This is a genomic window from Neobacillus sp. FW104-15D2, from assembly GCF_058790155.1.
In genome coordinates, this window is the sequence record NZ_JBYTCJ010000002.1 from 191,485 (window position 1) to 218,243 (window position 26,759).

The 26,759-nt window shown below is 39.3% G+C and carries 19 protein-coding genes; 1 reads left to right on the top strand and 18 read right to left on the bottom strand.

Annotation, left to right across the window (positions count from 1 at the left end):
• Positions 1 to 15 precede the first annotated feature (15 nt).
• From polA to AC3WR0_RS02725, 8 genes are all read right to left on the bottom strand, one after another.
• Entirely contained in the window at positions 16 to 2,661 is a 2,646-nt protein-coding gene (gene polA, locus AC3WR0_RS02690) for a DNA polymerase I (RefSeq protein WP_492550979.1), read from the bottom strand.
• 336 nt (positions 2,662 to 2,997) lie between these two features.
• Positions 2,998 to 4,773, bottom strand: a complete 1,776-nt coding sequence (gene pnpS, locus AC3WR0_RS02695) for a two-component system histidine kinase PnpS (protein ID WP_492550860.1) — start codon at positions 4,771 to 4,773, stop codon at positions 2,998 to 3,000.
• On the bottom strand, positions 4,770 to 5,486 hold the full coding sequence (locus AC3WR0_RS02700; RefSeq protein WP_492550861.1) for a winged helix-turn-helix domain-containing protein: 717 nt from the start codon (positions 5,484 to 5,486) through the stop codon (positions 4,770 to 4,772). Before AC3WR0_RS02700 ends, pnpS begins: the two co-directional genes overlap by 4 nt.
• A gap of 217 nt (positions 5,487 to 5,703) precedes the next feature.
• Positions 5,704 to 6,180, bottom strand: coding sequence for a MaoC/PaaZ C-terminal domain-containing protein (locus AC3WR0_RS02705; RefSeq protein ID WP_492550862.1), 477 nt, complete (start codon positions 6,178 to 6,180; stop codon positions 5,704 to 5,706).
• A 348-nt stretch (positions 6,181 to 6,528) separates the two neighbouring features.
• Positions 6,529 to 7,467: a malate dehydrogenase gene (mdh, locus tag AC3WR0_RS02710; RefSeq protein WP_492550863.1), complete on the bottom strand. Its 939-nt coding sequence runs from the start codon at positions 7,465 to 7,467 to the stop codon at positions 6,529 to 6,531.
• 125 nt (positions 7,468 to 7,592) lie between these two features.
• Positions 7,593 to 8,861: an NADP-dependent isocitrate dehydrogenase gene (gene icd / locus AC3WR0_RS02715; protein WP_492550864.1), complete on the bottom strand. Its 1,269-nt coding sequence runs from the start codon at positions 8,859 to 8,861 to the stop codon at positions 7,593 to 7,595.
• A gap of 209 nt (positions 8,862 to 9,070) precedes the next feature.
• The gene (gene citZ, locus AC3WR0_RS02720) at positions 9,071 to 10,192 is read right to left on the bottom strand and encodes a citrate synthase (protein WP_492550865.1); all 1,122 of its coding nucleotides are present in this window, start codon (positions 10,190 to 10,192) and stop codon (positions 9,071 to 9,073) included.
• Positions 10,193 to 10,708: 516 nt separating this feature from the next.
• Positions 10,709 to 11,167: a DUF441 domain-containing protein gene (locus tag AC3WR0_RS02725; protein WP_027320244.1), complete on the bottom strand. Its 459-nt coding sequence runs from the start codon at positions 11,165 to 11,167 to the stop codon at positions 10,709 to 10,711.
• A 213-nt stretch (positions 11,168 to 11,380) separates the two neighbouring features.
• Here AC3WR0_RS02725 and ytvI point away from each other — a divergent pair, with 213 nt between their 5' ends.
• On the top strand, positions 11,381 to 12,496 hold the full coding sequence (gene ytvI, locus AC3WR0_RS02730) for a sporulation integral membrane protein YtvI (protein ID WP_492550866.1): 1,116 nt from the start codon (positions 11,381 to 11,383) through the stop codon (positions 12,494 to 12,496).
• 198 nt (positions 12,497 to 12,694) lie between these two features.
• On the opposite strand, the gene AC3WR0_RS02735 is transcribed toward ytvI, so the two are convergent.
• From AC3WR0_RS02735 to dnaE, 10 genes are all read right to left on the bottom strand, one after another.
• Positions 12,695 to 13,081: an FxsA family protein gene (locus AC3WR0_RS02735; RefSeq protein WP_027320246.1), complete on the bottom strand. Its 387-nt coding sequence runs from the start codon at positions 13,079 to 13,081 to the stop codon at positions 12,695 to 12,697.
• 69 nt (positions 13,082 to 13,150) lie between these two features.
• Positions 13,151 to 14,914 carry a pyruvate kinase gene (gene pyk, locus AC3WR0_RS02740; RefSeq protein ID WP_492550867.1) on the bottom strand — a complete coding sequence of 588 codons (1,764 nt, stop codon included), beginning with the start codon at positions 14,912 to 14,914 and terminating at the stop codon, positions 13,151 to 13,153.
• Between the two features lie 29 nt (positions 14,915 to 14,943).
• Positions 14,944 to 15,903: a 6-phosphofructokinase gene (pfkA, locus tag AC3WR0_RS02745; protein WP_492550868.1), complete on the bottom strand. Its 960-nt coding sequence runs from the start codon at positions 15,901 to 15,903 to the stop codon at positions 14,944 to 14,946.
• Between the two features lie 286 nt (positions 15,904 to 16,189).
• Positions 16,190 to 17,167 carry an acetyl-CoA carboxylase carboxyl transferase subunit alpha gene (gene accA, locus AC3WR0_RS02750; RefSeq protein ID WP_492550869.1) on the bottom strand — a complete coding sequence of 326 codons (978 nt, stop codon included), beginning with the start codon at positions 17,165 to 17,167 and terminating at the stop codon, positions 16,190 to 16,192.
• Entirely contained in the window at positions 17,161 to 18,030 is an 870-nt protein-coding gene (gene accD, locus AC3WR0_RS02755; RefSeq protein ID WP_027320250.1) for an acetyl-CoA carboxylase, carboxyltransferase subunit beta, read from the bottom strand. Before accD ends, accA begins: the two co-directional genes overlap by 7 nt.
• A 160-nt stretch (positions 18,031 to 18,190) precedes the next feature.
• The gene (locus AC3WR0_RS02760) at positions 18,191 to 18,829 is read right to left on the bottom strand and encodes a FadR/GntR family transcriptional regulator (RefSeq protein WP_492550870.1); all 639 of its coding nucleotides are present in this window, start codon (positions 18,827 to 18,829) and stop codon (positions 18,191 to 18,193) included.
• Between the two features lie 7 nt (positions 18,830 to 18,836).
• Positions 18,837 to 20,075 carry an NADP-dependent malic enzyme gene (gene ystJ / locus AC3WR0_RS02765; RefSeq protein WP_027320252.1) on the bottom strand — a complete coding sequence of 413 codons (1,239 nt, stop codon included), beginning with the start codon at positions 20,073 to 20,075 and terminating at the stop codon, positions 18,837 to 18,839.
• A gap of 131 nt (positions 20,076 to 20,206) precedes the next feature.
• Positions 20,207 to 21,628, bottom strand: a complete 1,422-nt coding sequence (locus AC3WR0_RS02770) for a helix-hairpin-helix domain-containing protein (protein ID WP_492550871.1) — start codon at positions 21,626 to 21,628, stop codon at positions 20,207 to 20,209.
• A gap of 112 nt (positions 21,629 to 21,740) precedes the next feature.
• Entirely contained in the window at positions 21,741 to 23,597 is a 1,857-nt protein-coding gene (gene ltrA, locus AC3WR0_RS02775) for a group II intron reverse transcriptase/maturase (protein ID WP_492550980.1), read from the bottom strand.
• A gap of 755 nt (positions 23,598 to 24,352) precedes the next feature.
• Positions 24,353 to 26,356, bottom strand: a complete 2,004-nt coding sequence (gene dnaE / locus AC3WR0_RS02780; RefSeq protein ID WP_492550872.1) for a DNA polymerase III subunit alpha — start codon at positions 26,354 to 26,356, stop codon at positions 24,353 to 24,355.
• Positions 26,357 to 26,759: the final 403 nt, after the last annotated feature.

Sequence of the window (26,759 nt, forward strand, 5' to 3'; positions counted from 1 at the left end):
CATTGCTGCTTTTAATTATTTTGCATCGAACCAGGTTGGACCATAAGAATAATCTACCTTTAGAGGTACATTTAATTCGATCGCGTTTTCCATGACCTCTGGAACGATTTTTTTTAGTATCTCAATTTCTTCCTCTGGTGCTTCGAAGATTAATTCATCGTGCACCTGGAGCAGAAGTCGTGATTTTAAACCTTGTTCAGCGAGTTTGTCAGCCATCTCTATCATAGCTTTCTTGATAATATCTGCCGCACTGCCTTGAATTGGCGTGTTCATTGCAGTTCTTTCTGCAAAGCTTCTCAGGTTAAAGTTACGGCTTGTAATCTCAGGAATATATCTTCTTCTTTGCATCAAAGTTGATACATAGCCTTTTTGCTTTGCAAGCTTAACAATGTCATCCATATATTCCTGTACGCCAGGATAGCTATGCAGATATCTTTCTATAAACCTTCCTGCTTCTTTTCGTGTAATACTTAGGCTCTGAGACAGTCCAAAATCACTGATTCCATAGACAATACCAAAGTTTACCGCCTTTGCATGGCGCCTCATATTGGAGGTTACTTCGTCTGCTTCAACATGAAAAACTTCCATTGCTGTTTTAGTATGAATATCGAGATCCTCTTTAAAGGCCTGTATTAATTTATCATCATTTGCAATATGGGCAAGCACACGCAGTTCAATCTGAGAATAGTCAGCCGCAAAGATCAGCCAGCCCTCTTCTGAAGGAATAAAGGCCTGTCGAATCTTTTTGCCTTCCTCCAGCCTGATAGGGATATTCTGCAGGTTTGGATCGGTAGAGCTTAATCTTCCTGTTTGAGTCAGAGCCTGATTAAATCTGGTATGAATTTTCCCCGTTTTAGGGTCTATTACCTTCAAAAGACCTTCTATATAGGTAGACTGCAACTTTCCGAGCTGTCTATATTCAAGGATTTGTTCGATGATCTCATGATCGCCGGCCAGCTTTTCAAGAACGTCCGCCGATGTGGAATATCCAGTTTTAGTTTTCTTCAAAACAGGAAGATTTAATTTTTCAAACAAAATTACACCTAACTGTTTTGGAGAATTAATATTAAAGGATTCCCCAGCAAGCTCGTGAATTCTGCCTTCTATTTCATTCAGACGCTGGTTAATTTCCTGTCCCTGTTTTTTAAGCCTTTCAACATCAACCTTAATGCCGGTATATTCCATGTCGGCTAAAATAAGGGAGAGGGGCATTTCAAGCTTGCGAAACAATTCTTCCTGCTGGTTTTCTATTAATTCTTTTTCGAGCTTTTCCCTCAGTTCTTGCATGGCCAGGCTTTTTCTAACAAGATGCTCTGCAAGCTTCTCCTCTTCCGGGATTCTTCGCTTTGCACCTTTTCCATAAAAACTTTCATCTGAATCCACAAGGTTTATTCCATACCTTTTTGCAATGGATGCGATATCCTCTAGTCCTTCAGAAGGGTTAAGAATATATGGAGCAATAAATACATCAAAGGTACTTCCTTTTAAATGGATTCCTCTCTTTCGGAGTGAAACCTCAGACCTTTTCGCGTCGTAAACTGTTTTAGTTTTGCTTTCGTCCTCAGCCCATTCCTTAAATACTGGGGAGTTTAATGCTGCTTTTGCAGGGAGGAAATAATGACCCGTTTCATTGACAAGCGAAAAGCCAATTATATCTGCAGTTTGATAATTATCCTCCAGCATTTCTACATAAAAGTAATTGTCATCAGTAAACATGCCGGCATTAATATCATTTTCATTTACAATGACAAACTCAATCTCATCAAGATCTTCCTTTTGAATCTCAACTGGCTCATCGCCAAGCTTGTCCAGCAGTGAATTAAAGCCGAGTTCTTTAAATAGCGGAATCAGCTTTTCGCGTATCATTCCCTCATACTCTAGCTCGCTCAAATCAACTTCTACAGGAGCTTCTCTGGTGATGGTAGCGAGTTCCTTGCTCATGATAGCCTGTTCCTTAAACTCTGAAAGCTTTTCTTTAAGTTTATTGCCGCTTACACTCTCAATTGAATTCAAAAGATTTTCTACAGTAGAAAATTCCTTCAATAACTTAATGGCTGTTTTTTCTCCAACACCAGGAACACCAGGAATGTTATCGGAAGCGTCTCCCATCAGACCTTTCATATCAATAATTTGATCAGGGGTTAACCCATACTTCTCCTTAATATGCTCAGGGGTATATTCTTCAATATCGGTAATCCCTTTTCTGGTAATTCCAACCCGAGTCTTATCCGAGGCCAGCTGTGTTAAGTCCTTGTCTCCAGAAATTACCCGAACATCGAAGCCCTCTTTTTCTCCAAGCAGGGACAATGTACCAATAATATCATCAGCTTCATAGTTTTCGAGCTGATATCGTGAAATCCCGTACGAATCAAGGAGCTCCTGAATAAATGGAAATTGCTCGGATAATTCAGAAGGAGTTTTTTGCCTTCCGCCTTTATACTCGCTAAAGGTCTTATGCCGGAATGTTGTTTTACCGGCATCAAAAGCAACCAGTATATGAGTTGGTTTTTCATCCTCAAGTATTCTCATTAGCATCATCGCAAAACCGTATACTGCATTTGTATGTATTCCCTTATCGTTATTAAGCAGCGGCAGGGCAAAAAAAGCACGGTAAGCTATACTGTTCCCGTCAATAAGAACTAGTTTCTTTTTTTCCATAATGTTTCCTCCTCTTATACTTGTTTAGTAAGCCATCTATTTAAAGAGAATTATTCTATGTTAAAGATTCCTTAATATTTTATCATGACAGGAAAGGGAAAGGAAAATTGAGGGTTGAAGGAAATGCGTAGGGGTCATTTACAACATATTGATTGCTCCACCTATAAGGTCCGTGCACTTTCATAAATAGAAAGAGCGAAAGCGGGGTCTGCTTTCGCTCTTTCTTGTTTGGCTCCTAGGATGAAGGGGCTTACAGCTATTATCTTACAGAAGAAGTATTAATAGAAAATGAATTCTCTGTAAAGATTCTGTAAATTTTCCCTTCCTCCACTAAAACCATTACTTTAATTTCCTTGGACAATCCCTAAATAATTCAATGGTAAATTGACTTCCAGTCCCTACCTTGCTTTTAACAGTTATATTACCTTGATGGGCTTCAATGATGTGCTTCACGATTGCCAGTCCAAGGCCTGTCCCCCCAGAGTTTCGGCTTCTCGCCCTGTCTACTCTATAAAACCTCTCAAATACCCTAGGTATTTCCTCTTTTTCTATCCCAATTCCAGTGTCTTTTACGCTTACAAAAACTTTTTCTTTTACTCCCTGGATTTTCACTTTTACCAATCCATTGGTTGGAGTATAAGCAATTGCATTGGTTATAAGGTTAATAAACACTTGTTTCAGCCGGTATACATCACCTTCTATAAATAGATGATCTTCCGAACACTCTACTTGCAGCTCTATTTCTTTAGAATCAGCTTTGTTTCTTAACATAGTGATGACTTCCTCAATAATGGCCAGTAGATTAAACTGGGTGATATTAAGTGCGAAGCCATGCTGTTCTATCTTTGAAAGATCAAGCAAGTCCTGTATTAACGATTGAAGCCTATCGCTTTCTTTTAAAATTATCGACAAAAAAGCTTCCAAGGTTTCTTTGTTATCCATCGCCCCTTCAAGAAGAGTTTCCGAGAACCCTTTGATAGAAGTTACAGGCGTTTTTAATTCATGGGAAACATTTGCTACGAAATCTTTTCTCATCTGTTCCAATTTTTTAAGCTCGGTAATATCATGAAAAACCAGCAATACACCTTTCCATACATGATTTGAACCGATTATAGGAACACCATATACCTGAAAGGATCTTCTTTCAATTCCAATATTAAGATACATCTGTCTGCTGGCTTTTTGTTCTGTCATAAAGATTTCTTCTATTAGTCTGCAAATTTCTTTATGTTCTATTACCTCATAATAAAGCTGATATAAATAATCTGACGGATTGATATGAAAAATTTCCTTGTAGCCCTTGTTAATCAGGTTAATATATCCCCGGCTATCTATAAGAATAAGCCCGCTTCCCATATTTTCTATGAGGGCGCTAAGCCTGTCCTGCTGCATTTCCTGGGCTCTCACCATTTCCTCAAGATTTCGTGCCAGCGCATTTATAGATGAACTGAGCATTCCGGTTTCATCCATACTATCCTCATATGTCCTCGCTCTATAATTTCCTTTTGCCAATTCGATAGCAACCTGAGTAGCGGATTCAATTGGCTTCGCATACCTCGCAGCAACCCTCGATCCCAGCAGGAAAATGACAGCAAGGGCAATCCCAAGGCTGGCCGAGATCAGCCACCATATACCTCTGTAAGCCTTTTTGAGTTCACCAGTTTCCGTACTGATAAACACATAGCCAGTAATTATGTGGTTTTCTACAATTGGTTTCCAGTAATAGTGAAGATCTGTTCCGTCCTGAACTTCTAGCCTGGTCTGCCGCGAGGACTTTTTTGGAATAGATTTTCTTATTATATCTTCATGAAGACCTTCCTGGGCCCCTTCTTTTGTTCCTGTATCTATTAAAATTTTACCCTGACTGTCTGTTAGAGTAATCCTTGTCCCCAGCATGTTGCTGATTTCATTAATATCCTTCCTGTTAAAAGAAGAAATACCGCCTTTATCAATAACTTCCTTTTCTAAAAGGGCTGTTTCCTTTTTCAGCCTCTCATTAAAAGAGTGAACATAATAATTTTTGAACAATTGTCCCAGCAGGATGCCAAGCCCCAAAAATACTCCTGCGATTAATGTAATAATGGCTATAAGAAGCTTTGTGCGAAATCTGGTCATTCCCCTTTGGGCTCCTCCAGCTTATATCCAAGCCCGCGGATTGTTTTGATATAGGCTGGCTTTTTTGTGTCAGCCTCAATTTTTTCCCTAAGGTGAGAAACATGAACATCCACAATTCTTGTATCCCCAGCGAAATCGTAGTTCCACACAGCACTCAACAGCTGGTCCCTTGTTAGTACACGGTTTTTATTTTGAGCCAGGAATAAAAGAAGCTCAAACTCTTTTAAGGTCAGTTCTAGGGTCTCTCCTTTAAACACAGCTACATATTGGTCTGGAAATAAGTGAAGATCTCCGATAATAATTGTATCTTCTTTTACAGTTTCTGCCTCGTTCTTATCAGGCAGATTCTGTGTTCTTCTAAGAATTGCTTTTACCCTTGCAATTACCTCTCTCGGGCTAAACGGTTTTATCATATAGTCGTCTGCACCCAGTTCAAGGCCAAGAATTTTATCTAATTCATCGTCTTTTGCTGTCAGCATTAAAATAGGAGTCATGACTCTTTGCTGCCGCAGTTCCTTGCAGACTTCCATTCCATCCATCTTAGGAAGCATTAAATCAAGGACAATAATGTCTGGCTTTTCTGTCAGAGCAAGTTCTCTTCCTTCCTCGCCATCCATCGCTGTTATTACATCAAAACCTGCCTGCTCCAAATTATATTGTAGCAAAGTAACAATTGATTGCTCATCATCAACAACAAGCACTTTGTTTTTCATAAAAGCCTCCGCTAAAAGAATTAACCCCTTTTTGTACCCCTTCATAACTATAATATAATAAATAAAAGAAAGAGGGCAACGTGGAGAAGCTTGGTTTGAACTTGGTGCGGTTAAATACTGTTACAGCTTAATCAAAAAAAGCGTTTTGGAGATAAGTTTTAAGGACGCAAAAAGGCAGGGCGCCTTTTCCTGGAGCCCTGCCATAGCAATCGAAGAATTAAAAGTTTTCAAGTGCTCCGCCATCCATTGTACGCAGCTTAAACGGTGGGCATACTTTTATTTGGCCTTCTATTACCTTTTCATTTTTTTCATTTTCAGCCGAAACTTTAATGACAACCCAATGGTTTTTCTTGTCTACTTCGGTTACTTCAAAAAGAAACTCCACCGTTCCATAGTGAAAAACTGGTTTCGGAAACTCGAGTTGCTGGCTTAAAATATGGCTTCCAGGGCCTGGCAAATACCTCGAAACAGCAGAGGTTATCATACCTGTAAGCATTATACCGGGGACAATTGGCTTTAGGTAAGGTGTCTGTGATGCATAATCATGCTGGATATATAAAGGGTTGGCATCATCAGTTAATCCAAGGTATAAAAGAAGATCCTTATCTTCTATTTTTTCCGTAAAGGACAGTTTCTCGCCAACAGACATTTCTTCTATTCTTCTACCGATCTTTCTTTTCTTTCCCAAAACCATTTTAGTCTCACCCCTTCATTGTAAACGTTTACAATATAACAGAAGAAAAATTCGGGGCTATATTTCTCCCCGAATTTTTTTCATCGTTTAGGATATTATAGATTTTTACCTTGCGGATAACTCCGAACTAGGTTATTGTAATCCAGTTCCAGCGCCCAGCCCCTCGGGGTCATAAGCCAAATCACTTCAGACTACGTGATTCGTCTTATGCCTGTCGGAGGCCCACAGGATGTGGGTTAGGAAGGCGTTGCCACAGGATGTGGCGATTTTAGCCTTTCATCATTAAAGTAGGGCACTTGCGCTTTTTGTTCTTGTATCTTTCCGCCGATGACAGTTTGTAAACTTTTATTATGCTAAAACAGCCATTACATTACGTACTGCATCCGCAGATTTATCTAATGCTGCTTTTTCGTCTTCCTTAAGGTCAAGTTCAATTATCTTTTCAATACCATTTCCGCCAAGGATGGTTGGTACACCAAGATAAATTCCATCATATCCATATTCACCTTCAAGATAAGCAATGGTAGGAAGAACGCGGCGCTGGTCTTTTAGAATTGCTTCGCACATTTCAACAAGGGAAGCTGCAGGTGCATAATAGGCACTTCCATTGCCCAGAAGGTTAACAATTTCGCCGCCGCCTTTGCGTGTACGTTCAACTATAGCATCAAGACGCTCTTTGGGAATTAATGTTTCCAAAGGAATGCCCCCAGCATAGGAGTAACGTACAAGAGGAACCATATCGTCTCCATGTCCGCCAAGAACAAAGCCTGTAACGTCTTTTACTGAAAGGTTTAATTCTTGAGCCACAAATGTGCGGAAACGTGCAGTATCAAGCACTCCTGATTGACCAATTACACGGTTCTTAGGGAAACCTGACTCCTTAAATACTGTATAAGTCATAGCATCAACAGGATTGGTTAATACCACAATGGTACAGTTAGGAGAATACTTCACAATCTCCTGTGTTACACTCTTCATTACCTTTTGATTTGTTTGAACTAAATCATCACGACTCATTCCAGGTTTGCGGGCGATACCAGCAGTAATGACGACAATATTGGAATCACGAGTATCTTCGTAATTGGCAGTACCAGTGATATTTGCATCGAATCCTTGGACCGGACTAGCTTCAAGCATATCTAAAGCTTTCCCTTTTGTAGGGTTTTCAGCCTGTGGGATATCAACTAAAACCACATCGCCAAGTTCTTTCTGGGCAAGTAAAAATGCAGTTGTTGCTCCAGTAAATCCACCACCAATAACTGATACCTTTTTACGTGTATTCGTCATCTTATTCTCCTCCTTGAAATGAAAGTAAATATGTTATAGAAAGAATCTTATGTAAAGGGGCCTCTGCGAAACAGGCCCCTTTTGAATAGAAACATTTAGTTTATGGTATTAAGCGGGATAATTTCTTATTCCATGTTCTTGATTAATTCGTCGCCGAACTCAGAAGCTTTAACCTCAGTAGCTCCATCCATCAATCTTGCAAAGTCATAAGTTACAACTTTAGAAGCAATTGTTTTTTCCATGGACTTCACGATAAGATTTGCAGCTTCGGTCCAGCCAAGGTGTTCTAGCATAAGTACTCCTGAAAGAATAACAGAAGATGGATTAACTTTGTCTAAACCTGCATATTTCGGAGCTGTTCCGTGCGTTGCTTCAAAAATAGCATGGCCAGTTTCGTAATTAATATTTGCTCCAGGAGCAATACCAATTCCGCCAACCTGTGCTGCAAGAGCATCAGAAATATAGTCTCCGTTCAGGTTCATTGTAGCAACCACGTCGAACTCTTTTGGACGTGTAAGGATTTGCTGTAGGAAAATATCAGCGATTGCATCTTTAACGATGAGTTTTCCTGCTGCTTCAGCCTCAGCCTGTGCTTTGTTTGCAGCTTCGGAACCCTGCTCTTCTTTGATGCGGTCATATTGAGCCCAAGTAAATACCTTGTCTCCAAATTCCTTTTCAGCAAGCTCGTAACCCCAGTTTTTAAATGCGCCTTCTGTATATTTCATGATATTCCCTTTATGTACTATAGTTAAAGATTTGCGGCCTTCTTTAAGAGCATAGTTAACGGCAGCACGTACAAGGCGGGTAGTTCCTTCCTGTGATATAGGCTTAATACCAATACCAGAAGTCTCTGGGAATCTGATTTTATTAACTCCCATTTCATTTTGAAGAAAGCTGATTACTTTTTTAACTGCTTCAGATCCTTTTTCATACTCAATACCTGCATAGATATCTTCAGTGTTCTCACGGAAAATAACCATATCAGTATCCTCTGGACGTTTTACAGGAGAAGGAACTCCTTCAAACCATCTAACAGGACGCAAGCATACGAATAGATCTAATTCCTGGCGCAGAGCAACGTTCAGGGAACGGATTCCTCCGCCTACAGGAGTTGTTAAAGGACCCTTAATAGCAATCAAATACTCATTAATGACATCAAGTGTTTCCTTTGGAAGCCACTCACCTGTTTGATTGAACGCTTTTTCACCTGCTAAAACTTCTTTCCAGACAAATTTGCGTTCTCCCTTATATGCCTTTTCAACCGCTGCATCAAGTACTCGTACAGAAGCTGCCCAGATATCAGGACCAGTTCCGTCTCCCTCGATGAATGGAATAACTGGATTGTTTGGTACGTTTAATACACCGTTTGTTACCGTAATTTTTTCACCTTGCATTGTTTTTTTCTCCCTTCAATGTCAGTAAAAACGTGAATCCCCGGCTGAAAGCTTGTCTAGTAATGGCCAAACCCGGAAATAGTTTATTCCTTTAGCCTCAAGATTCACCACTGCTGTTATCTTATACTTAATCAAAGGTTAGGAGGCAAAAGCCCCTAACCTTTTACAGTACATTCCCATTACAACAATTTTTTCGAAAAAAGTAAATATTAAAGCCCTCTGTCTTCAACAGGAACGTATTTCTGCATTCCTGGGCCAGTATATTCTGCACGCGGACGAATTAGGCGGTTGTTTTCATACTGCTCGAGAATATGTGCAAGCCAACCTGATACACGGCTTACAGCAAAAATTGGCGTGAACAGATCATGGTCAATACCAAGACTGTGGTACATGGATGCAGAATAGAAGTCCACGTTTGGCGGAAGATTCTTCTCGCTAGTCACAATGGCCTCAATTTTTTTAGACATATCAAACCAGTGTGGCTCGCCAGTAAGCTTGGTAAGCTTCTCGGACATTTCCCTTAAATGCTTAGCACGAGGATCGCCCAAACGGTATACTCTGTGGCCAAATCCCATAATTTTCTCTTTGTTGTTAAGTTTTTCACGGATTGCAGGCTCAACATTTTCAACCGTACCAATTTCCTTAAGCATTTTCATAACAGCCTCATTGGCACCGCCATGAAGAGGTCCTTTTAACGCTCCAATAGCTGCTGTTATACCTGAATAAATATCTGATAAAGTAGCAACACAGACACGAGCAGTGAATGTAGATGCATTCAATTCGTGATCCGCATGAAGGACTAATGCTTTATCTAATGCTTCAACGGCAATTGCTTCAGGTTCTTTTCCAGAGAGCATATACAGGAAGTTAGCGGCAAAATCCAAATCTTTTCTTGGCGCAACTGGCTCCAGCCCTTTTCGGACCCTGGAAAAAGCTGCCACAATGGCAGGCATTTTAGCCTGAAGGCGGATGGCTTTTCTTAGATTTGCATCTTCCTCCATTACGTCAGCCTCTTCATCATAGAGGCCAAGCAGTGAAACAGCAGATCTAAGCGCTGCCATCGGATGCACTTTTTGGATTGGGTACATTTTAAAGTGCTCCAGCAATTCTTTTGGAAGCTCCATATTTTCAGCAAGCTGCTGCTTTAATTCCTTTAGTTCATTCAATGTTGGAAGTTTACGGTGCCATAACAGGTAGATTATTTCTTCGAAACTGGCATTGTCCGCAAGATCATCGATATTATAGCCTACATAGGTAAGTGTATCATCGATAATTGAACTGATGGATGAAGTTGTTGCCACTACCCCTTCAAGACCCCTTGTTACTGTCATAAAAATCTCTCCTTTTATTCGTATTTCCCCATTACCCATTTGTCTGTTTAAACATCTATCGGCTGCAAAGCAGCCAAGCCGTTTATTTGATAGCAGAATGCCTTTTCATATCTTCGGGCCACCTTAGCACCTTTATAAAATGAAGAAGGTTTGGATCCTGTCGATCCACAGACCGATGAATAACTTCTTTTTACCCCTTCTCAAAATCTTTTAATCTGGCAATCTTAGTTGAGCGTGCGCTCGGAAACCAATTAAATACTTACATGGAATAAATACTATTCCCATGTAATATAACAAATAAATAAAGTATATGTAAAAAAGGATGCGCTTACAAGAACTATTATAAACAATTATCTGATTTTTGTGAACGAAAACGTTCCAAAAAGGTGAAAAATTATTATTTTACAAGAAAAGCAAAGTTACTCTATTTAGGAAATAAAAGGGAAAGAGACTTATTTTTAATGTTGGGCAGCCTCTTTCCTAAGTTTCTATATTGGTTTGCCCCGGAGATAATGGCTACTTTATAAAATCAATGATCCTCATGGCCGTATATGCTATTCCCGCACCGATCAAGGGGCCAACCGCTACACCTTTAAACACTGAAACGGCAAGAATAGTGCCCAGAACCAAAGCTGTTGTAATTTGAGGGTCTTCCGCTAATAAAGAGACTCCTCCCTTCGCCAGCAATGCAACAAGAATTCCGGAAATAAGCGCAATCCATGCAAAGGGTGATTTAAAAGAACTGGACAAATCCCGAAAGCCTATTTCTCCGCTTGCTATGGGAGCTAGCACAGCTATTGTGATGATAGTTACCCCCCAGTTTATTCCTTTTGACTGCAAAAAAGAAAAAGATTTTCCCTCTAATCCAATAATTTTTAATAAAATTAAGACACCAACAGCTATCATTAAAGATTGATTTTTTGCAATTAATCCAATTACCAAGAGCAGAATCAGAAAAATAGTTGGCTGATTCATGATTTTTCACTCCCTTCATACAACATCTAATTATTTCAGCATAATTTTTTCACCTGTAAAAGCTAAATAGGATCTGCCTTCCGATTTATGACAAAAGCTATAAAAAATTGTGACTCTTATGAATATTAATCGTGGAAAATTATGCAATTTTTTTCATAAAATGATAAACTACAACTATCTATAGTAGAGACAAATTATTTAGGAGGATTGGAATTGAATTCAGTGTACATAGCCCGTACTTTGCGATTCCTTCTGGTTATCGGGGTCATAATTGGCGGAGCATTAGCCTTTTATTTTTTATCAAAGGTAACATACCCATTTTTAATAGGACTTATTTTGGCTTTCCTAATTAATCCGCTAGTTAATTTCTTTGAGAAAAAAAGCAGGATGCCCCGGCCACTTGCAGTGTTTGCAGCTCTGATCATACTTTTCGCTGTTTTTGCAGGACTCGTCACCCTCTTGATTGCAGAAATTGTTTCAGGAGCCAATTATCTTGCTTCAGTAGTACCAAACCATCTTGATACGCTAATAGCTTTTATTGAGGATACAATAGCAGCACAGATTATCCCCCTTTATAACGAGATTGCAGGAGCCTTTAATAAACTGGATGCCGGCCAGCAGGGAACTATTATGGAAAATATCCAAAATGTAGGAAAACAAATTGGAGGAACAATCGGTTCCTTTATTAAAAACTTTTTTGGAAATATACCAACTATTATTGCCTGGTTTCCAAATGCTGCAACCATTACTATTTTCTCGATGCTGGCTACTTTTTTTATCAGCAAGGATTGGTACAGGTTTTCAGCAATCGGTGGAAAAATTTTACCCAACAGAGCTATCGCGAGTACACAAACTGTGTTTGCTGATTTGAAAAAAGCGCTTTTTGGCTTTTTCAAGGCCCAACTTACCTTAATTTCCATTACTACCGTTATTATTCTAGTCGGCCTTCTTATTCTCCGTGTAGATTATGCAGTAACCATTGCTCTTGTTTGCGGAATTGTTGATATTATTCCCTATCTGGGAACGGGATCCGTATTTGTCCCGTGGATTATTTATGAGGTAATAGGCGGAAATATGGGTCTGGCCATTGGGCTTGGTGTCCTGTATATTATTGTCCTAGTCCAACGGCAGATTATGGAGCCAAAAATTCTTTCATCCAGCATCGGCCTGGATCCGCTGGCTACATTAATCGCCTTGTTTGTCGGTTTTAAAACTATTGGCTTTTTGGGTCTGATTCTCGGGCCTGTGGTCCTTGTTGTTTTCAGTGCATTAAAAAGAGCCAATGTTTTCCGGGATTTATGGATATATATCAAAGGCAGTGAAATATGAGTAAAGCCCAATCGCTCGTCAGCGAATAAGCTGTTCACAGATGCTTCTCACTATTTACAGGCAAAAGGCAGCCTGTCTTTGCGATGTTGCTTCAAGGGAGCTTTCCTTTATGGAGCGAAATCAATAGGCAAGTCCAACAGACCAGACCATTTAATACAAAAGGCCCTATTTGATCAATAGATCAGAAGGGCCTTTGTTTTATTTTAATATCTTTATTCTTCCTCTGTTAATTCTGTTTTTAAACCAGGTTCTGAGAAGATATTTGAAAAACACCCTCGTTAGGGGAAGTAAAAGCAAGAATCCTAGGATATCAGTAATAAAACCAGGCGTTACAAGAAGGGTTCCTCCGACCAAAATGCAGATTCCGTCCAAAACCGCATCCCCCGGTATTTGCCCGGAGCTTAATTCTGCCTGCGCTCTCCGCAACGTTCTTAACCCCTGGCTTTTTGCAAGATAGGCTCCAACTACCCCGGTGAATAAAATTAAGAAGACAGTTGGAAAAACACCTATTGCTTTTCCAGATAAAAGTAAGATACTAATATCTGCAGCAGGTATAAGAATAATTAATAAAATTAATAATGGCATGATCTTCCCCCCCTATAGCTAACACCTATAGAAAAAGAAGGGGAATTCCCCCTTCTTATATATTATAAATTATAGAACACTTGCATGCCCGTTGTAAATTACTCCACGCATAGCATCAACTGTAATTTCCTGGCCATCTCTGAATAATTCCATTGCATTTTCCAACCCAACAATGACCGGAATACCAAGGTTTAATCCTACCACAGCTGCATGGCTGGTAAGCCCGCCTTCAACTGTTATCAATGCACTGCATTTTTCGATTGCAGGAACCATTTCACGGTCAGACCCAATTGTTACTAGTATGCTGCCCGCTTTTACTTTATCTAAAGCCTCAGGAGCATTTTGTGCAAGAACAACACGCCCGTATGCCGATTTACGGCCAATACCTTGTCCTTTAGCCAGGATATCACCTACAACATGAATTTTCATCAAGTTTGTTGTTCCTGCTTCACCGACAGGAACCCCTGCTGTAATAACAACTACATCTCCATGTTTAACAATTCCGCTATTTACACTTTCCTCAACTGCTACATCAAGCATTTCGTCAGTTGTTGTGGCTTCCTTACCCAGTTGTGGATAAACACCCCAAACAAGATTTAATCTTCTCGAAACCCCTTCATTTGATGTAACAGCAACTATTGGTGCTTTAGGGCGGTATTTAGAGATCATTCTCGCAGTATGTCCGCTTTCTGTCGGAGTAACAATTGCATTAACCTCAAGATTTAAAGCAGTGTGCGCAACAGATTGACCAATTGCATCTGTCATATTATGCTCTGTATCCTTACTGCGGTTCGAAAGAATATCTTTGTGGTCTAGAGCTTGTTCAGCTCTGGAAGCAATATTATGCATGGTTTGAACAGCTTCCACAGGATACGACCCGGCAGCAGTCTCACCAGATAGCATGATAGCATCTGTACCATCAAAAATGGCATTAGCTACGTCACTAGCTTCTGCACGTGTAGGGCGTGGATTACGCTGCATGGAATCCAGCATTTGAGTTGCTGTTATAACCGGCTTTCCAAGAGCATTACATTTTTTGATAAGCATCTTTTGAACCAACGGTACTTCTTCTGCTGGAATCTCAACACCCAAGTCACCACGGGCAACCATTAAACCATCGGAAACTTCCAGAATTTCATCAATATTGTCCACGCCTTCCTGGTTTTCAATCTTAGGAATAATGTGGATGTGAGCAGCATTATTTTCTTCTAATAACTGTTTGATCTCGAGAACGTCTTTTGCTCTGCGGACAAAAGAAGCTGCAATAAAATCGATGCCCTGTTCAATTCCGAAAAGAATATCTTGTGTGTCCTTTTCTGTGATACCTGGGAGGTTAACAGATACTCCCGGTACATTGACACCCTTTTTATTTTTTAATGTACCACTGTTTAAAATTCGTGTATGAATTTCCCCAGCAGCATTATCAATCTTTGTAACTTCAAGACCAATTAATCCATCATCAAGCAGAATTTTCGAACCAATATGAACATCTTCAATTAGACCTGGATAAGTAATAGAAAATTTATCTGTAGTACCTTCAACTTCCGTCATGGAAACAATAATATTATTGCCGCTTGTCAGCTCTATTGCACCATTCACCATATTATTTGTACGAATTTCAGGCCCTTTTGTATCGAGCAGAATTGCTACTTTTTTGCCTGTGTTTTCCGCAGCTATACGAATATTTTGGATACGCTGGCCATGCTCTTGAAAATCCCCGTGTGAAAAGTTTAAACGGGAAACGTTCATACCCGCATTGATAAGCTCAGTTAACTTTTCAACAGTTTCACTTGCCGGGCCAATCGTACAGACTATTTTAGTTTTGCGTAACATTTTGTTTCCTCCTCGTTCTTCTAAGCAGCTTAGATAGATAATTCCATTGAAAGTTTATAAATATCTAGGTCGATTGTATGCTTTCTAGCTAAAGCTTCAATTATGTCATAATCAACCAGACTGTTTTTCTCAATTCCTACCGCACGTCCGCCTTTGCCATCCATTAACAGTTCAACTGCTCTGGCACCAAGACGGCTGGCAAGAACCCGATCACGAGCTGTTGGGGAACCGCCACGTTGGATGTGTCCCAAAACAGAGACCCTTGTTTCATAGCTGCTTGCTTCCTCAAGGTTATTTGCAAAATCAACTGCCCCACATACGCCTTCAGCAATCACAATAATACTGTGTTTTTTGCCGCGCTCATGGCCTTTACGAAGCCTTGCAGCAATCTCTTGTATATCATAATTTTCTTCCGGGATCAGAATGGTTTCTGCTCCGCCTGCTAAACCTGCCCAAAGAGCGATATCTCCTGCATCTCGGCCCATTACTTCAATGATAAAGGTTCTTTCATGTGAAGTTGCTGTATCACGGATTTTATCAATTGCATCAATAACAGTATTCAATGCTGTATCAAAACCGATCGTAAACTCAGTGCCAGGAATATCATTATCGATAGTACCTGGAACTCCTACACAGGGATATCCTTGTTCTGTTAAAGCCTTTGCTCCCCGATAGGAACCGTCTCCGCCTATTACGACAAGTCCTTCAATACCACGTGCTTTTAATTGCTCAATTCCTTTTTGCTGGCCTTCTTTAGTTTTAAATTCAAGGCAGCGTGCAGATTGAAGCATGGTTCCGCCGCGATGAATAATATCTCCAACTGATCCTAATTCAAGTTTCTTTATGTTTCCGGTGATAAGACCGGAATATCCTCCGTAGATTCCATAAACCTCCAAATCATGATAAATAGCTTTCCGGACAACTGCACGGATAGCTGCATTCATGCCTGGGGAATCCCCTCCGCTAGTAAGTACGCCTATTTTTTTCATTCATATCACCCCGTAGGTCGATTTAAAATATGTAAATACTTTTAATAAAAATTCTTAATTTTTCTCTTTAATCTTCTATCTTCTTATTATAAACATAATAACTGGGAATATTTCTAAAATAACATGAAGAAAACCCTATAACAACCTTATCCTGTTGCTAAAATCAATAGACGGAATTATTTGTTAAATGAAAACGTTTAATAATTGAGTGTAAGCGGATTCACTTCGTTAATGTGTTAACATTTTGTGAATATCAAAAAAGAAACGTGCTCCTAAGAGCACGCTGTTAATTTACCCCAATGACCTCTTCAGAAAACGAAAAGTCCCCAATTTTTCTGTATTTTTCATACCGGGCGGAAATTAATTCACTTTCATTGAGCTGCAGCAGCTTTTTTAATGAACCCTTAAGAACATTTTCAATTTCAGATGCTTGTTGTTTAACATCCTTCTGGGCTCCGCCCTTTACTTCGGGAATTATTTCATCAACTATACCAAGTTCTTTTAAATCAGGAGCAGTTATTCTCATTGATTCAGCAGCACGCTTTGCTTGAGAAGCATCCTTCCAAAGTATTGCGGCTGCTCCTTCAGGAGAAATAACAGAGTAAGTAGAGTTTTCAAGCATATGAATATAATTTCCTACACCAAGAGCTAATGCTCCTCCACTTCCGCCTTCCCCAATTACTATTGAAATCACCGGTACTTTTAAACCCGCCATTTCAAATAGATTACGGGCAATTGCCTCGCTTTGTCCGCGTTCCTCAGCAGCCTTTCCTGGATAGGCTCCTTTTGTATCAATAAAGCAAATAATTGGGCGTTTAAACTTTTCAGCTTGTTTCATCAGCCTTAAAGCCTTTCTATAGCCTTCCGGATGAGGCATACCGAAATTCCTACGTATGTTCTCTTTTGTATCCTTACCCCTCTGATGTCCAATAACGGTCACAGGAAGGCCTTGGAAGTTTGCTACACCTGCAACAATAGCTTCATCATCACCGAAGACCCTGTCTCCATGGCATTCGAAGAAATCTTCAAACAAAAAGCCAATATAATCCAAAGTGGTTGGCCTGTTAGGATGTCTGGCAATTTGCACACGGTCCCATGGTTTTAAATGATCATAAATATCTTTTTCCAGCTTTTCAAGGCGTACCTCAAGCTTTTCTATTTCAGCTGTAAAGTCCACGTCAGCTGTTTTAGTGAACTCTCTTAGTTCGATTATTTTTTTTCTTAACTCAATAATCGGCTTTTCAAATTCCAATTCCCCTACCAATTAAGTTCACCCCCAGGCTGATGGATTGAAAGCAGCGAACCAATTTTGTCTTTTAATTCAAGCCGTGAAATAACGGCATCTAATTGGCCATGCTTTAACAGGAATTCTGCTGTTTGGAAATCTTCCGGCAGATCCTCTCTAATGGTTTGTTCGATTATTCTTCTTCCAGCAAAACCGATTAATGCCCCTGGTTCAGCAAAATTATAATCCCCAAGTGAAGCAAAGCTAGCAGAAACTCCTCCTGTCGTAGGATGAGTCATAATGGAAATAAATAATCCCCCATTATCGCTGAATCTTTTCAGCGCTACACTGGTTTTAGCCATTTGCATCAGACTGACAACACCCTCCTGCATACGCGCACCGCCAGAAGCTGTAAAGATAATGAAGGGAACCGATAATTCATCTGCTTTTTCAATAGCTAATGTAATTTTCTCTCCCACAACTGAACCCATGCTTCCCATACGGAAGGTGGCATCCATAATAGCAACCACTACAGGAAAGTTGTTCACATTTCCCATTCCTGTAACTACAGCTTCATTGATACCTGTTTTTTGTCTGTCTTTCTCAAGTTTTTCTAAATAATCAGGGAAATTAAGCGGATTCCTGGAGATCATATCTTCATGAATTTCAATAAAAGTTCCCTCATCCAAGAAACTTTCGAGGCGCTCAGCCGAATTCATTTGATGGTGATGTCCGCAATGCAGACAAACCTTTTGATTTTTTAATAATTCTTTTGTATACATTATTTTCTTGCAATCAGGACATTTTGTCATTATTCCTTCAGGTAAATCCTGCTTGGCTGTTTCTGAAGGAATCGTTGCATATTTTTTCTTTTTAGTCTTTGTGAAAAGTTCTTTCAGCAAGGTGAAACCTCCCTCATTCGTAAAGCCAAGATAATGGCTAAATTTCTCCCATCCGTCTCCAACCCCGAGTGGTCAGACCACTCTTTGTATAAAAAGCGCCTACCCTGCTTGTTAGTAGGCTTGTCTTGTTCACTATAAAGTAAACCTTTCTAAAAAACTGTTAGATTTTGTCGGCGGAAATCGACAAATTTCTAAGCTGACGATAGGCAGACAGCAATTCAGCCACGTCCATTGCTTCGATTGCTTCTATAAGCCTTATATATCCGTCTTTTGAATGCTGCTCTTCCTTAAACATTAAAGAATTAAAGTAATCCTTTAATATGATCCACATTCTGAGGAATAAATGGTTGTCCGCCATTTCAATGATCCGATAAAAAAACTCATCATCGTTTACAGCATAACTGTGTTCAACCTTTTCCCTTAAAGCCTGAAGATCATCTGCATTTTGCCGCTTTAATGCAAGCTGAAGGCAATCCATCTCGATATAATATTTAGTTTCAATAACATCTCTTTTTGCCTTTTCATCTTCCAGAATAAAGGTACTAAGGAGCTGGACAAGATGGTGTCCGCGAAAATCTCTTAAAAATGTACCTTCTCCCCTTCTGGTTTCAATCAGTCCAAGCAATTCCAATGCTCTGAGCGCTTCCCGAACTGAAGATCGCCCAACATTCAGGCGCTCTGATAATTCGCGTTCGGAAGGAATTTTGTCACCAGAATTCAAACGGTTCGCAGTGATCAATTCCCTTAACTGTTTAACAATTTCAATATATACTTTAGAGCTCTGGTTTGTATCTTTCACAATGGCTTTACTCACTTTTTCCGATACTTGCAAGCCTCATCGTTTTTTCTTTTACCTCCGCAGGATCAACCTTTAAGCGGGCTACACCTGTCTCCATTGCCGCTTTTGCTACAGCAGAAGCTACTTCAGGGGCAACCCGTGGATCAAATGGTCCAGGAATTACGTAATCCTCGCTAAGTTCATCTTCACGAATTAAACTTGCAATAGCCTCAACAGCAGCTACCTTCATTTTTTCATTGATATGGGTAGCACGCACATCAAGAGCCCCACGGAAAATTCCTGGAAAAGCAAGGACGTTATTTACTTGGTTAGGGAAATCGGAACGCCCTGTTCCAATAACTCTTGCACCCGCTTCCCTCGCAATATCCGGCATAATCTCAGGAACAGGATTTGCCATTGCAAAAATAATGGCATCTTTGTTCATTGTTTGAACCATTTCACTTGTTAAAGCACCTGCAACAGAAACTCCGATAAAGACATCTGCACCCTTTATGACATCTTCCAGATTTCCATGTATATTATTACGGTTTGTAAATTTAGCGACTTCGTCCTTAACTGCATTCATGCCTTGTGGACGGCCTTCATAAATAGCACCCTTTGTATCACACATAATGATATCCCGGACGCCATAGCTGTAAAGAAGCTTAATAATGGCTATACCAGCTGCTCCTGCGCCATTGGCAACAACCTTAATTTCTGTCATTTTCTTGCCCGTAATTTTAAGAGCATTAACAAGACCCGCAACAGTTACAATAGCTGTCCCATGCTGATCATCATGGAAAACTGGTATATTCGTTTCTTTTTTCAGCCTTTCCTCTATGACAAAACAGTTCGGTGCTGCAATATCCTCAAGGTTTACCCCGCCAAAGGTAGGCTCTAGCAATTTTACTGTTTCAATAATTTTTTCCACATCTGTTGTATTAAGACAAATTGGAAAAGCGTCAACGCCTGCAAAGCTCTTGAACAATACAGCTTTACCTTCCATAACAGGGAGTGCGGCTGCAGGGCCAATATTACCTAGACCGAGTACGGCCGTTCCATCTGATACAACAGCAACCATATTGCCTTTCATTGTATAATCATATACTGTTTCAGGTTTTTCATATATTTCTTTACAAGGTTCTGCAACCCCAGGAGAGTAAGCAAGGCTTAAATCCTTTGCATTCTGGACAGAAACTTTTGATTTTGATTCCAGTTTCCCCTGATTAATGCGGTGCATATGCAAAGCTTCTTCACGTAAAGTCAAGGCAATGTCACTCCTTTGATTATCAAAAAGGTAATAGGCAAAATATTAAATTATTAAATGAATTATATTCTAGTGGTCAGACCACGAATGTCTAATAAACAATATAACATATCTTGTATAGATGTAAAGAATTAATCTCTTAAAATAACGTTCTCCTCTCCCAGCAAATCCTTGAGAAGATCAATGAATACCGTCCCTGGATTAACAAAGCTTTCTTTAGTCAGCCTGACGGTTGTTTTGGAGCCCCCGTAATAAAGAACAACAGGAGTATTGCCTTTATACTTGCCTAAAAGTTGTTTAAGCTCCTGAAGAAATGCCGGTTTTTCCATTTCTTTAATAATTTTTAAATATAATACTGTTTGCGAGGAAGCATGGGACTTAAGCCAATCGGTAAGCAGATCGGCACGCTGGATAATAAATTGCAATTCTCCTCCGCGCTCTTCAGCCTTTCCTTCTATTACCGCCAAATTCCCCTGTACAAGGACTGCAGAAAATTTTCGGTACACGTCAGGAAAAGCAACGGCTTCCATTTCACCGCTTGAATCACTTATGGTTAAAAAAGCCATTGAATCGCCTTTTTTAGTGCGGATTTTTTTGGAAGCAGTAATATAAACACCTGCAGAACAGCGTTTTCCCTTATTTATTTCACCAAATAAAGCAATTGCTCCTTTATCCTTAAGTTCTTTTTCATAAATAGAAACAGGATGGTCTGAAAGATAAAATCCCAGAACTTCTTTTTCTAAATTTAGCTTATCCTCAAGCCGAATTGGATCCACCTTAACGTATTTTGGCTTAAGCATCATGGCTTCTTCTGCAAAAAGCTGTAATTGGCTGGCATCATCTGGATTAACTAGCTGGGCATGTTCAATTGCAACATCAATACTGGCAAGAAGTACGGCACGGTCTTCCCCAAATTCATCAAGACATCCAGAGTAAACTAATGCTTCAAGCGTTTTTCGATTTAAGACCTTTTGAGAAACGCGAAGGCAAAGATCAAATAAATCATCAAATTTTTTCTTTTTTCTAACCTGAAAAATCTCTTTGAGGGCTGTTGCCCCAACACCTTTGATTCCACCAAGTCCAAAACGGATCGCAGCATTTTCAGCACCAAAAGAAAAAGGGCTGTTATTAACAGAAGGTGGAAGGATAGTAATCTCCTTCTGTCTGGCTTCCCGAATGTACTGGGCAGTCTTCGTTTCGTTTCCCATGGCAGTACTCAAAAGGCCTGCCATAAAATGCACGGCATAATGGGTTTTTAAATAAGCGAGCTGGTAAGCAATCAAACTGTATGCCACTGCATGGCTCCTGTTAAATCCATAGTTGGCGAATTTAACGATTAAATCGTAAATATCATTTGCAAGCAGTTTGTCATATCCCTTTTGAAGGGCCCCCTGAACAAAATGTTCCCTTTCTCTGTCAAGTGTTTCCTTTTGTTTTTTAGAAACTGCTCTCCTTAATAAGTCGGCTTCTCCCAAAGAAAATCCAGCCATGATAGATGCAATTTGCAATAGTGATAGGTAAGCATTTGATGTAATCTCCAGCTTTTCCCCCACTCCACACCGTGCATGCGACTTTCACCGCACACGGCGTTCCATCAAGAAATAAATTCATTTATTATCTAATAAGGTTTTCAATGATTTCAAATTTGAGGCTTTAAATATTTGGTTATATCGCTTCTATTTTACATTTCCTTCTCAGTGTGTTTAACTTCCGAATTTGTTCATCATTAAGGTTTAACTCATTTAACAGTTCCTTTACCTTATTTGGATTTGTTGAATGGATTAACCTGTGAACTTTTTCTTTAATGATTATTAGATTCTGGTACTTGTCATCTCCACCTAATTTTCTAGGCACTTTATGATGGCAATGTATATCTCCAATATCTAATACTTCTTTGGTTATCGCACACTTTCCAAGTTGGGCTGAGAATAAAGATAATCGGTTGTCGTTGTACTCTATGCTTTCCATTAGTATAGGGGTTTTCATTAGGTAATGAATCTTTCTTTGAATGTCAAAATTTAATGATTGATGAATGAGTGCTCTACCCCTGTAAGTGTAATTACATATTTCCTTCTTAAATTGCATAGGAGCCTTATGTGATATTTTAGCAATTGGTATTATCGCTTGATTACATAAGTAATGAATTCCTCTGCTATCACCATAACTATCTTTAATAAATTTACTCATTGTCCCAGATGGAGTTTCAATGTCTTTTAAACGATTTCTCCTTATATTTAAAGTTAGGTAATCCACTTTATGAAAATCTTTACTAACATGAGAGGCGGTATTGTAATAGTTGTGTAAACCACTAATTGTCGCGTTATATATTCCTATATTTTTTGGCAATTCATTGGGCTTACTGTGTTGAATTTGTTTTACAGCAGACTTAACTTTTCCTAATGCTTTGCTCAATGCTTTATCATTCAATCTCGACTTAACCGTAAATTTATCTTTGCTACTCTTTTTGTTGAAACTCCATTTTGTTCCTTTTCGAACTACTTTCATTTTGAATCCAAGAAATTCTGAGTAGTTCTTTTTAAGGTTGACTATTCTGGATTTCTCATCACTTATATCTAAGAATAATCTTTCTTTTAACCATTTCGTTGTTGCTTCTTTGATTATTCTTGCCTCAGTAAGAGTTCTGCAAAAGATTTTAAAGTCGTCAGCATATCGAACAATATGCATTTCTTTTAGTCGAGTTTTGCTTAAAGCCCTGTTCACTGCAATTGAGCAACTATATTCATGTCTAGTCTTTAATCCATCCCATTGAGAATATATCCACCAGTCGAGTTCATTTAGAACAATATTTGATAAAAGTGGTGACAGGATTCCTCCTTGAGGAGTTCCCTTTTTTGGAATTCCTTCTCCAATGATTTCTGCTTTTAACATTTTTGAAATAACTGAAATCAATTGTTTATCTTTGATTCCAATATTCCAAATTTGTTTAAGTAATTTTCCATGATTCACATTGTCGAAGAAACCTTTAATATCAATATCCACTACATAATGCAAATAATTCCTTTGCATTAGGTGATAACATCTTGCAATTGCATGTTTAGTACTTCTATTTGGTCTAAATCCAAATGAATAATTATAAAATTTAGCCTCACAAATAGGTTCAAGTACTTGTTTTATGCATTGCTGTATTATCCTATCTTCTATCGTAGGTATCCCTAAGGGCCGCATCCTCCCATTGGCTTTAGGTATTAGAACTCTTCTTACTTTATGTGGATGGTAGTTATTAAGCCTTTTCCTAACATATTCCACAATTTCGTCTGGATTAAAATTTGTTAAGTCTTTAATTGTTTTCTTATTACAACCCGCTGTTAGACTTCCTTTATTTGATTTTATTTTCCTATAAGCAACCAAAATGTTTTCTCTGCTAGTTATGATTTTCATTAGTCCTTTGAAATCTTTACTTTTCTGAGAATCATGATAAAGATTATCGTAAACACTTTGGATATCATAGTACTCATTAAATCTAAGTGGACCCTTCTTTAAAGCCTTTGCTTCTTCATTCATTGTCAAAGTCGGTGTACCTCCTTTGAGCTATTACTCAAAGTGGATTACCTCTCTTAGTCTTACTCGAACCTTTGATTACCTTATTAAAACTTTGAATTTAACTCTTGACTTGTGCCTTTCCCTCCACCACTTATTATCATGGTTTCCTTGGTACTGTGGCACTGCTCTCACTTAGATAAAAATAAGTTATAGCTTTAAGCCTTTCCTTATTACCGTTTCAATGAAATTAGGCTTTCTCCACGTTCTAAGCTTTCCACGTTCCTATAACTTTATCTTTACATATACTTTTAGGTGCTTCCTTTGCGCCTGTTAGCTTTATAGTGCCTGTAACACTATAAGGTATTTCATAAAATCAACTTTTACTCTACCTCACTAACCCCACATAAAAAGTGGTAATAGCCTTTCGACTATCTAGAACTTTAGACACTTACATTCGGAAGTTCGTCAGTTTTATATAAACATTCTCACCATGAGTATTTTATAGACCCCCGGCATATCACAAACCATATCTCTTACTCAATACTTTCCTGACGGGCGGGCTCTGGCCACTTTTGTACCAATCTATACTTGTATTTTTCAATGACTTAGGTTGCTTCTGCCGACTTCACCAAGCTTCATAAAACAAAGTTTCCTAAAACTTTATTCCATGTTGGAGTATTAGGGAGTTGGTTTCAAGGCGTTACCCAATCATTCCCAACTTCAAGTTATAAGTTCTCTACTCCTTTTCGGAGTATGTCGCTTTTCGGATTATCTCCTTATGCGAAACGTGTCACACTAATCTGTTCCTGGTATACAATGACGCCATATGTATTGGATAGAATTGGCTTAAGATGAGGGTGAGGATATTCCACCTGGTCAATGCCATGTTTCCGTCCAATAAACAAAGGAATATTTTCCATCGGCCCTGGCCGATAAAGGGCGTTGACCGCTACAATATCTTCAAACCTTGTAGGCTTAAGCCTCATTAAAACTTTCCTCATCCCTTCGGATTCAAGCTGGAAAATTCCAGTTGTTTCTCCCCTGGCAAGCAGTTCATACGTGTCCTCGTCGTCTAAGGGAAGACTTCTAATATCAATTTTTCTACCTTCTTTACGCTGGATTGACATTAAAATTGACTCGATGAGGGATAAATTTCTTAAACCAAGAAAGTCCATTTTTAGCAAGCCGACTTCATCAAGATGTTCCATTGTATATTGTGTAAGATAGACCTGGCCATGCCCTTTCTGAATGGGAACCATTTCGACAAGGGGAAACTCGCTGATTACAACACCAGCTGCATGGGTAGATGTATGCCTTGGCAGTCCTTCAAGCATACTGGCAGTTTTAAAAAGCTTTTGATTGTTGGGACTTTCATTTACAAAGCTTCGTAATGCTTCAGACTCTGAAAATGCGTTTTTAAGACTGATTCCAAGACGTGATGGAACTAGCTTGGACAACTGGTCCAATTCTTTAGGGTTTAAACCGAATGCCCTTCCGGTATCCCTTAAAGCAGCTTTAGCCGCCATTGTTCCAAACGTAGTAATTTGGGCAACATGCAGTTCTCCATATTTTTGGGCAACATACTGAATAACCTCATCGCGGCGGTGATCTGGGAAATCAATATCAATATCAGGCATTGAAATCCGTTCGGGATTTAGAAACCGTTCAAACAAGAGATTGTGGGCAATGGGATCTACATCCGTTATCTGCAAAACATAAGCAACCAGCGAGCCAGCTGCCGAACCGCGTCCTGGACCTGTTAGGATATTATTTTCTCGGGCGTATTTCATAAAGTCCCAAACGATTAAAAAGTAATCGCTGAACTTCATTTTTTTAATAATATCTAGCTCAAAATTCAGTCTGTCAATGTATTCCTTTCCAGAGGATGAAAAACGTGTTTTCATTCCGCTTAAGCATATTTCTTCTAGAAATTCCTCTGCATTCCTGCCGTTAGGAACAGGGTATTTAGGGAGCTGCTTTTTTCCAAGTTCCAATACCACATTACAGCTATCAGCAATGTGAACAGAATTCTTAATGGCGTCGGGGTATTCCGATATATAATTTACCATTTCTGCTTCAGTTTTTAAGTAATATTGGTCACTGCCCAGTTTTTCTCTGTGGTCATCCTGAAGCTTATCTCCATTTTTAATTGCCAGCAGACACTCCTGGGCAAAAGCATCTTCTTTGTTTAGATAATGGACCTGGTTGGATGCTACAAGTCCAATTCCTAATTCCTTTCCAATGGTAAATATTTTTTCGTTAAGAGCCTTTTCGATCCCTAAGGAATGGTCCTGAATGGACAGATAAAAGTTTTCCCTGCCAAAAAGACTTCCCCATTGCTCCGCTGTTTCTCTGGCTTTGTCTTTCTCACCTTGGAGAAGAAGCCTTTCAATTTCCCCATCCTTACCCGGAGTTAGGGCTATTAATCCATTTGTATAGTGCCTTAACCACTTTAATGGAATCCCTTCAGGGGACTTTGTTTGGACAACACTTGAGATTTTTATAAGATTATGAAAGCCCTCAAGGTTTTTAGCCAGTAATACAAGCGGAGAACTGCCATTTTCAGCATTAGCTACATCAACAGTAAGCCCCAAAATAGGTTTTATATTATTCTTCAAACATTCTTTATAAAAAGCGATGGTGCCGTACATCACATTTCTGTCTGTCAGGGCAATCGCTGAAAACCCTCTATCTTTTGCCGCTCTCGCCAGCTCTTCCACTCGGGCAGTGCTAGTTAGCAAACTATAAGCACTATATACTTGCAGGTGAATAAATGACACTTGTGCTCACCCCCTACTTTTGTTTCTCTTTACTATATTATAGAGCTCAAGGTCATAAAAAGAAAATATGTTCTCATTTTTACTTAAAAAGCGAAAGGGACCGTTTGGCGAAGCAACTGCCCGAGGTAACTCTGTGATTTCATCATCTTTAAATATTCATCAAGCAGCAGAGAGGAGCTGATCATAAGCTTCTCTGAATGGTCTATGCAGCAGGAGCACATTACCAATACTTGTTGCGGCAGAAGCTTAAAACGATTCGAAGTTGACTTCTCTTAAGGGGAAGCAGGATGCACACTAGCTGCACCAGGTATCACCTAACGGTCATTCTTGATGAAAGATACTCCAAGGTTCCCTTAAGCTAGACATTAATTAATGCTTATATACTTTATGATCAAAGAAACAT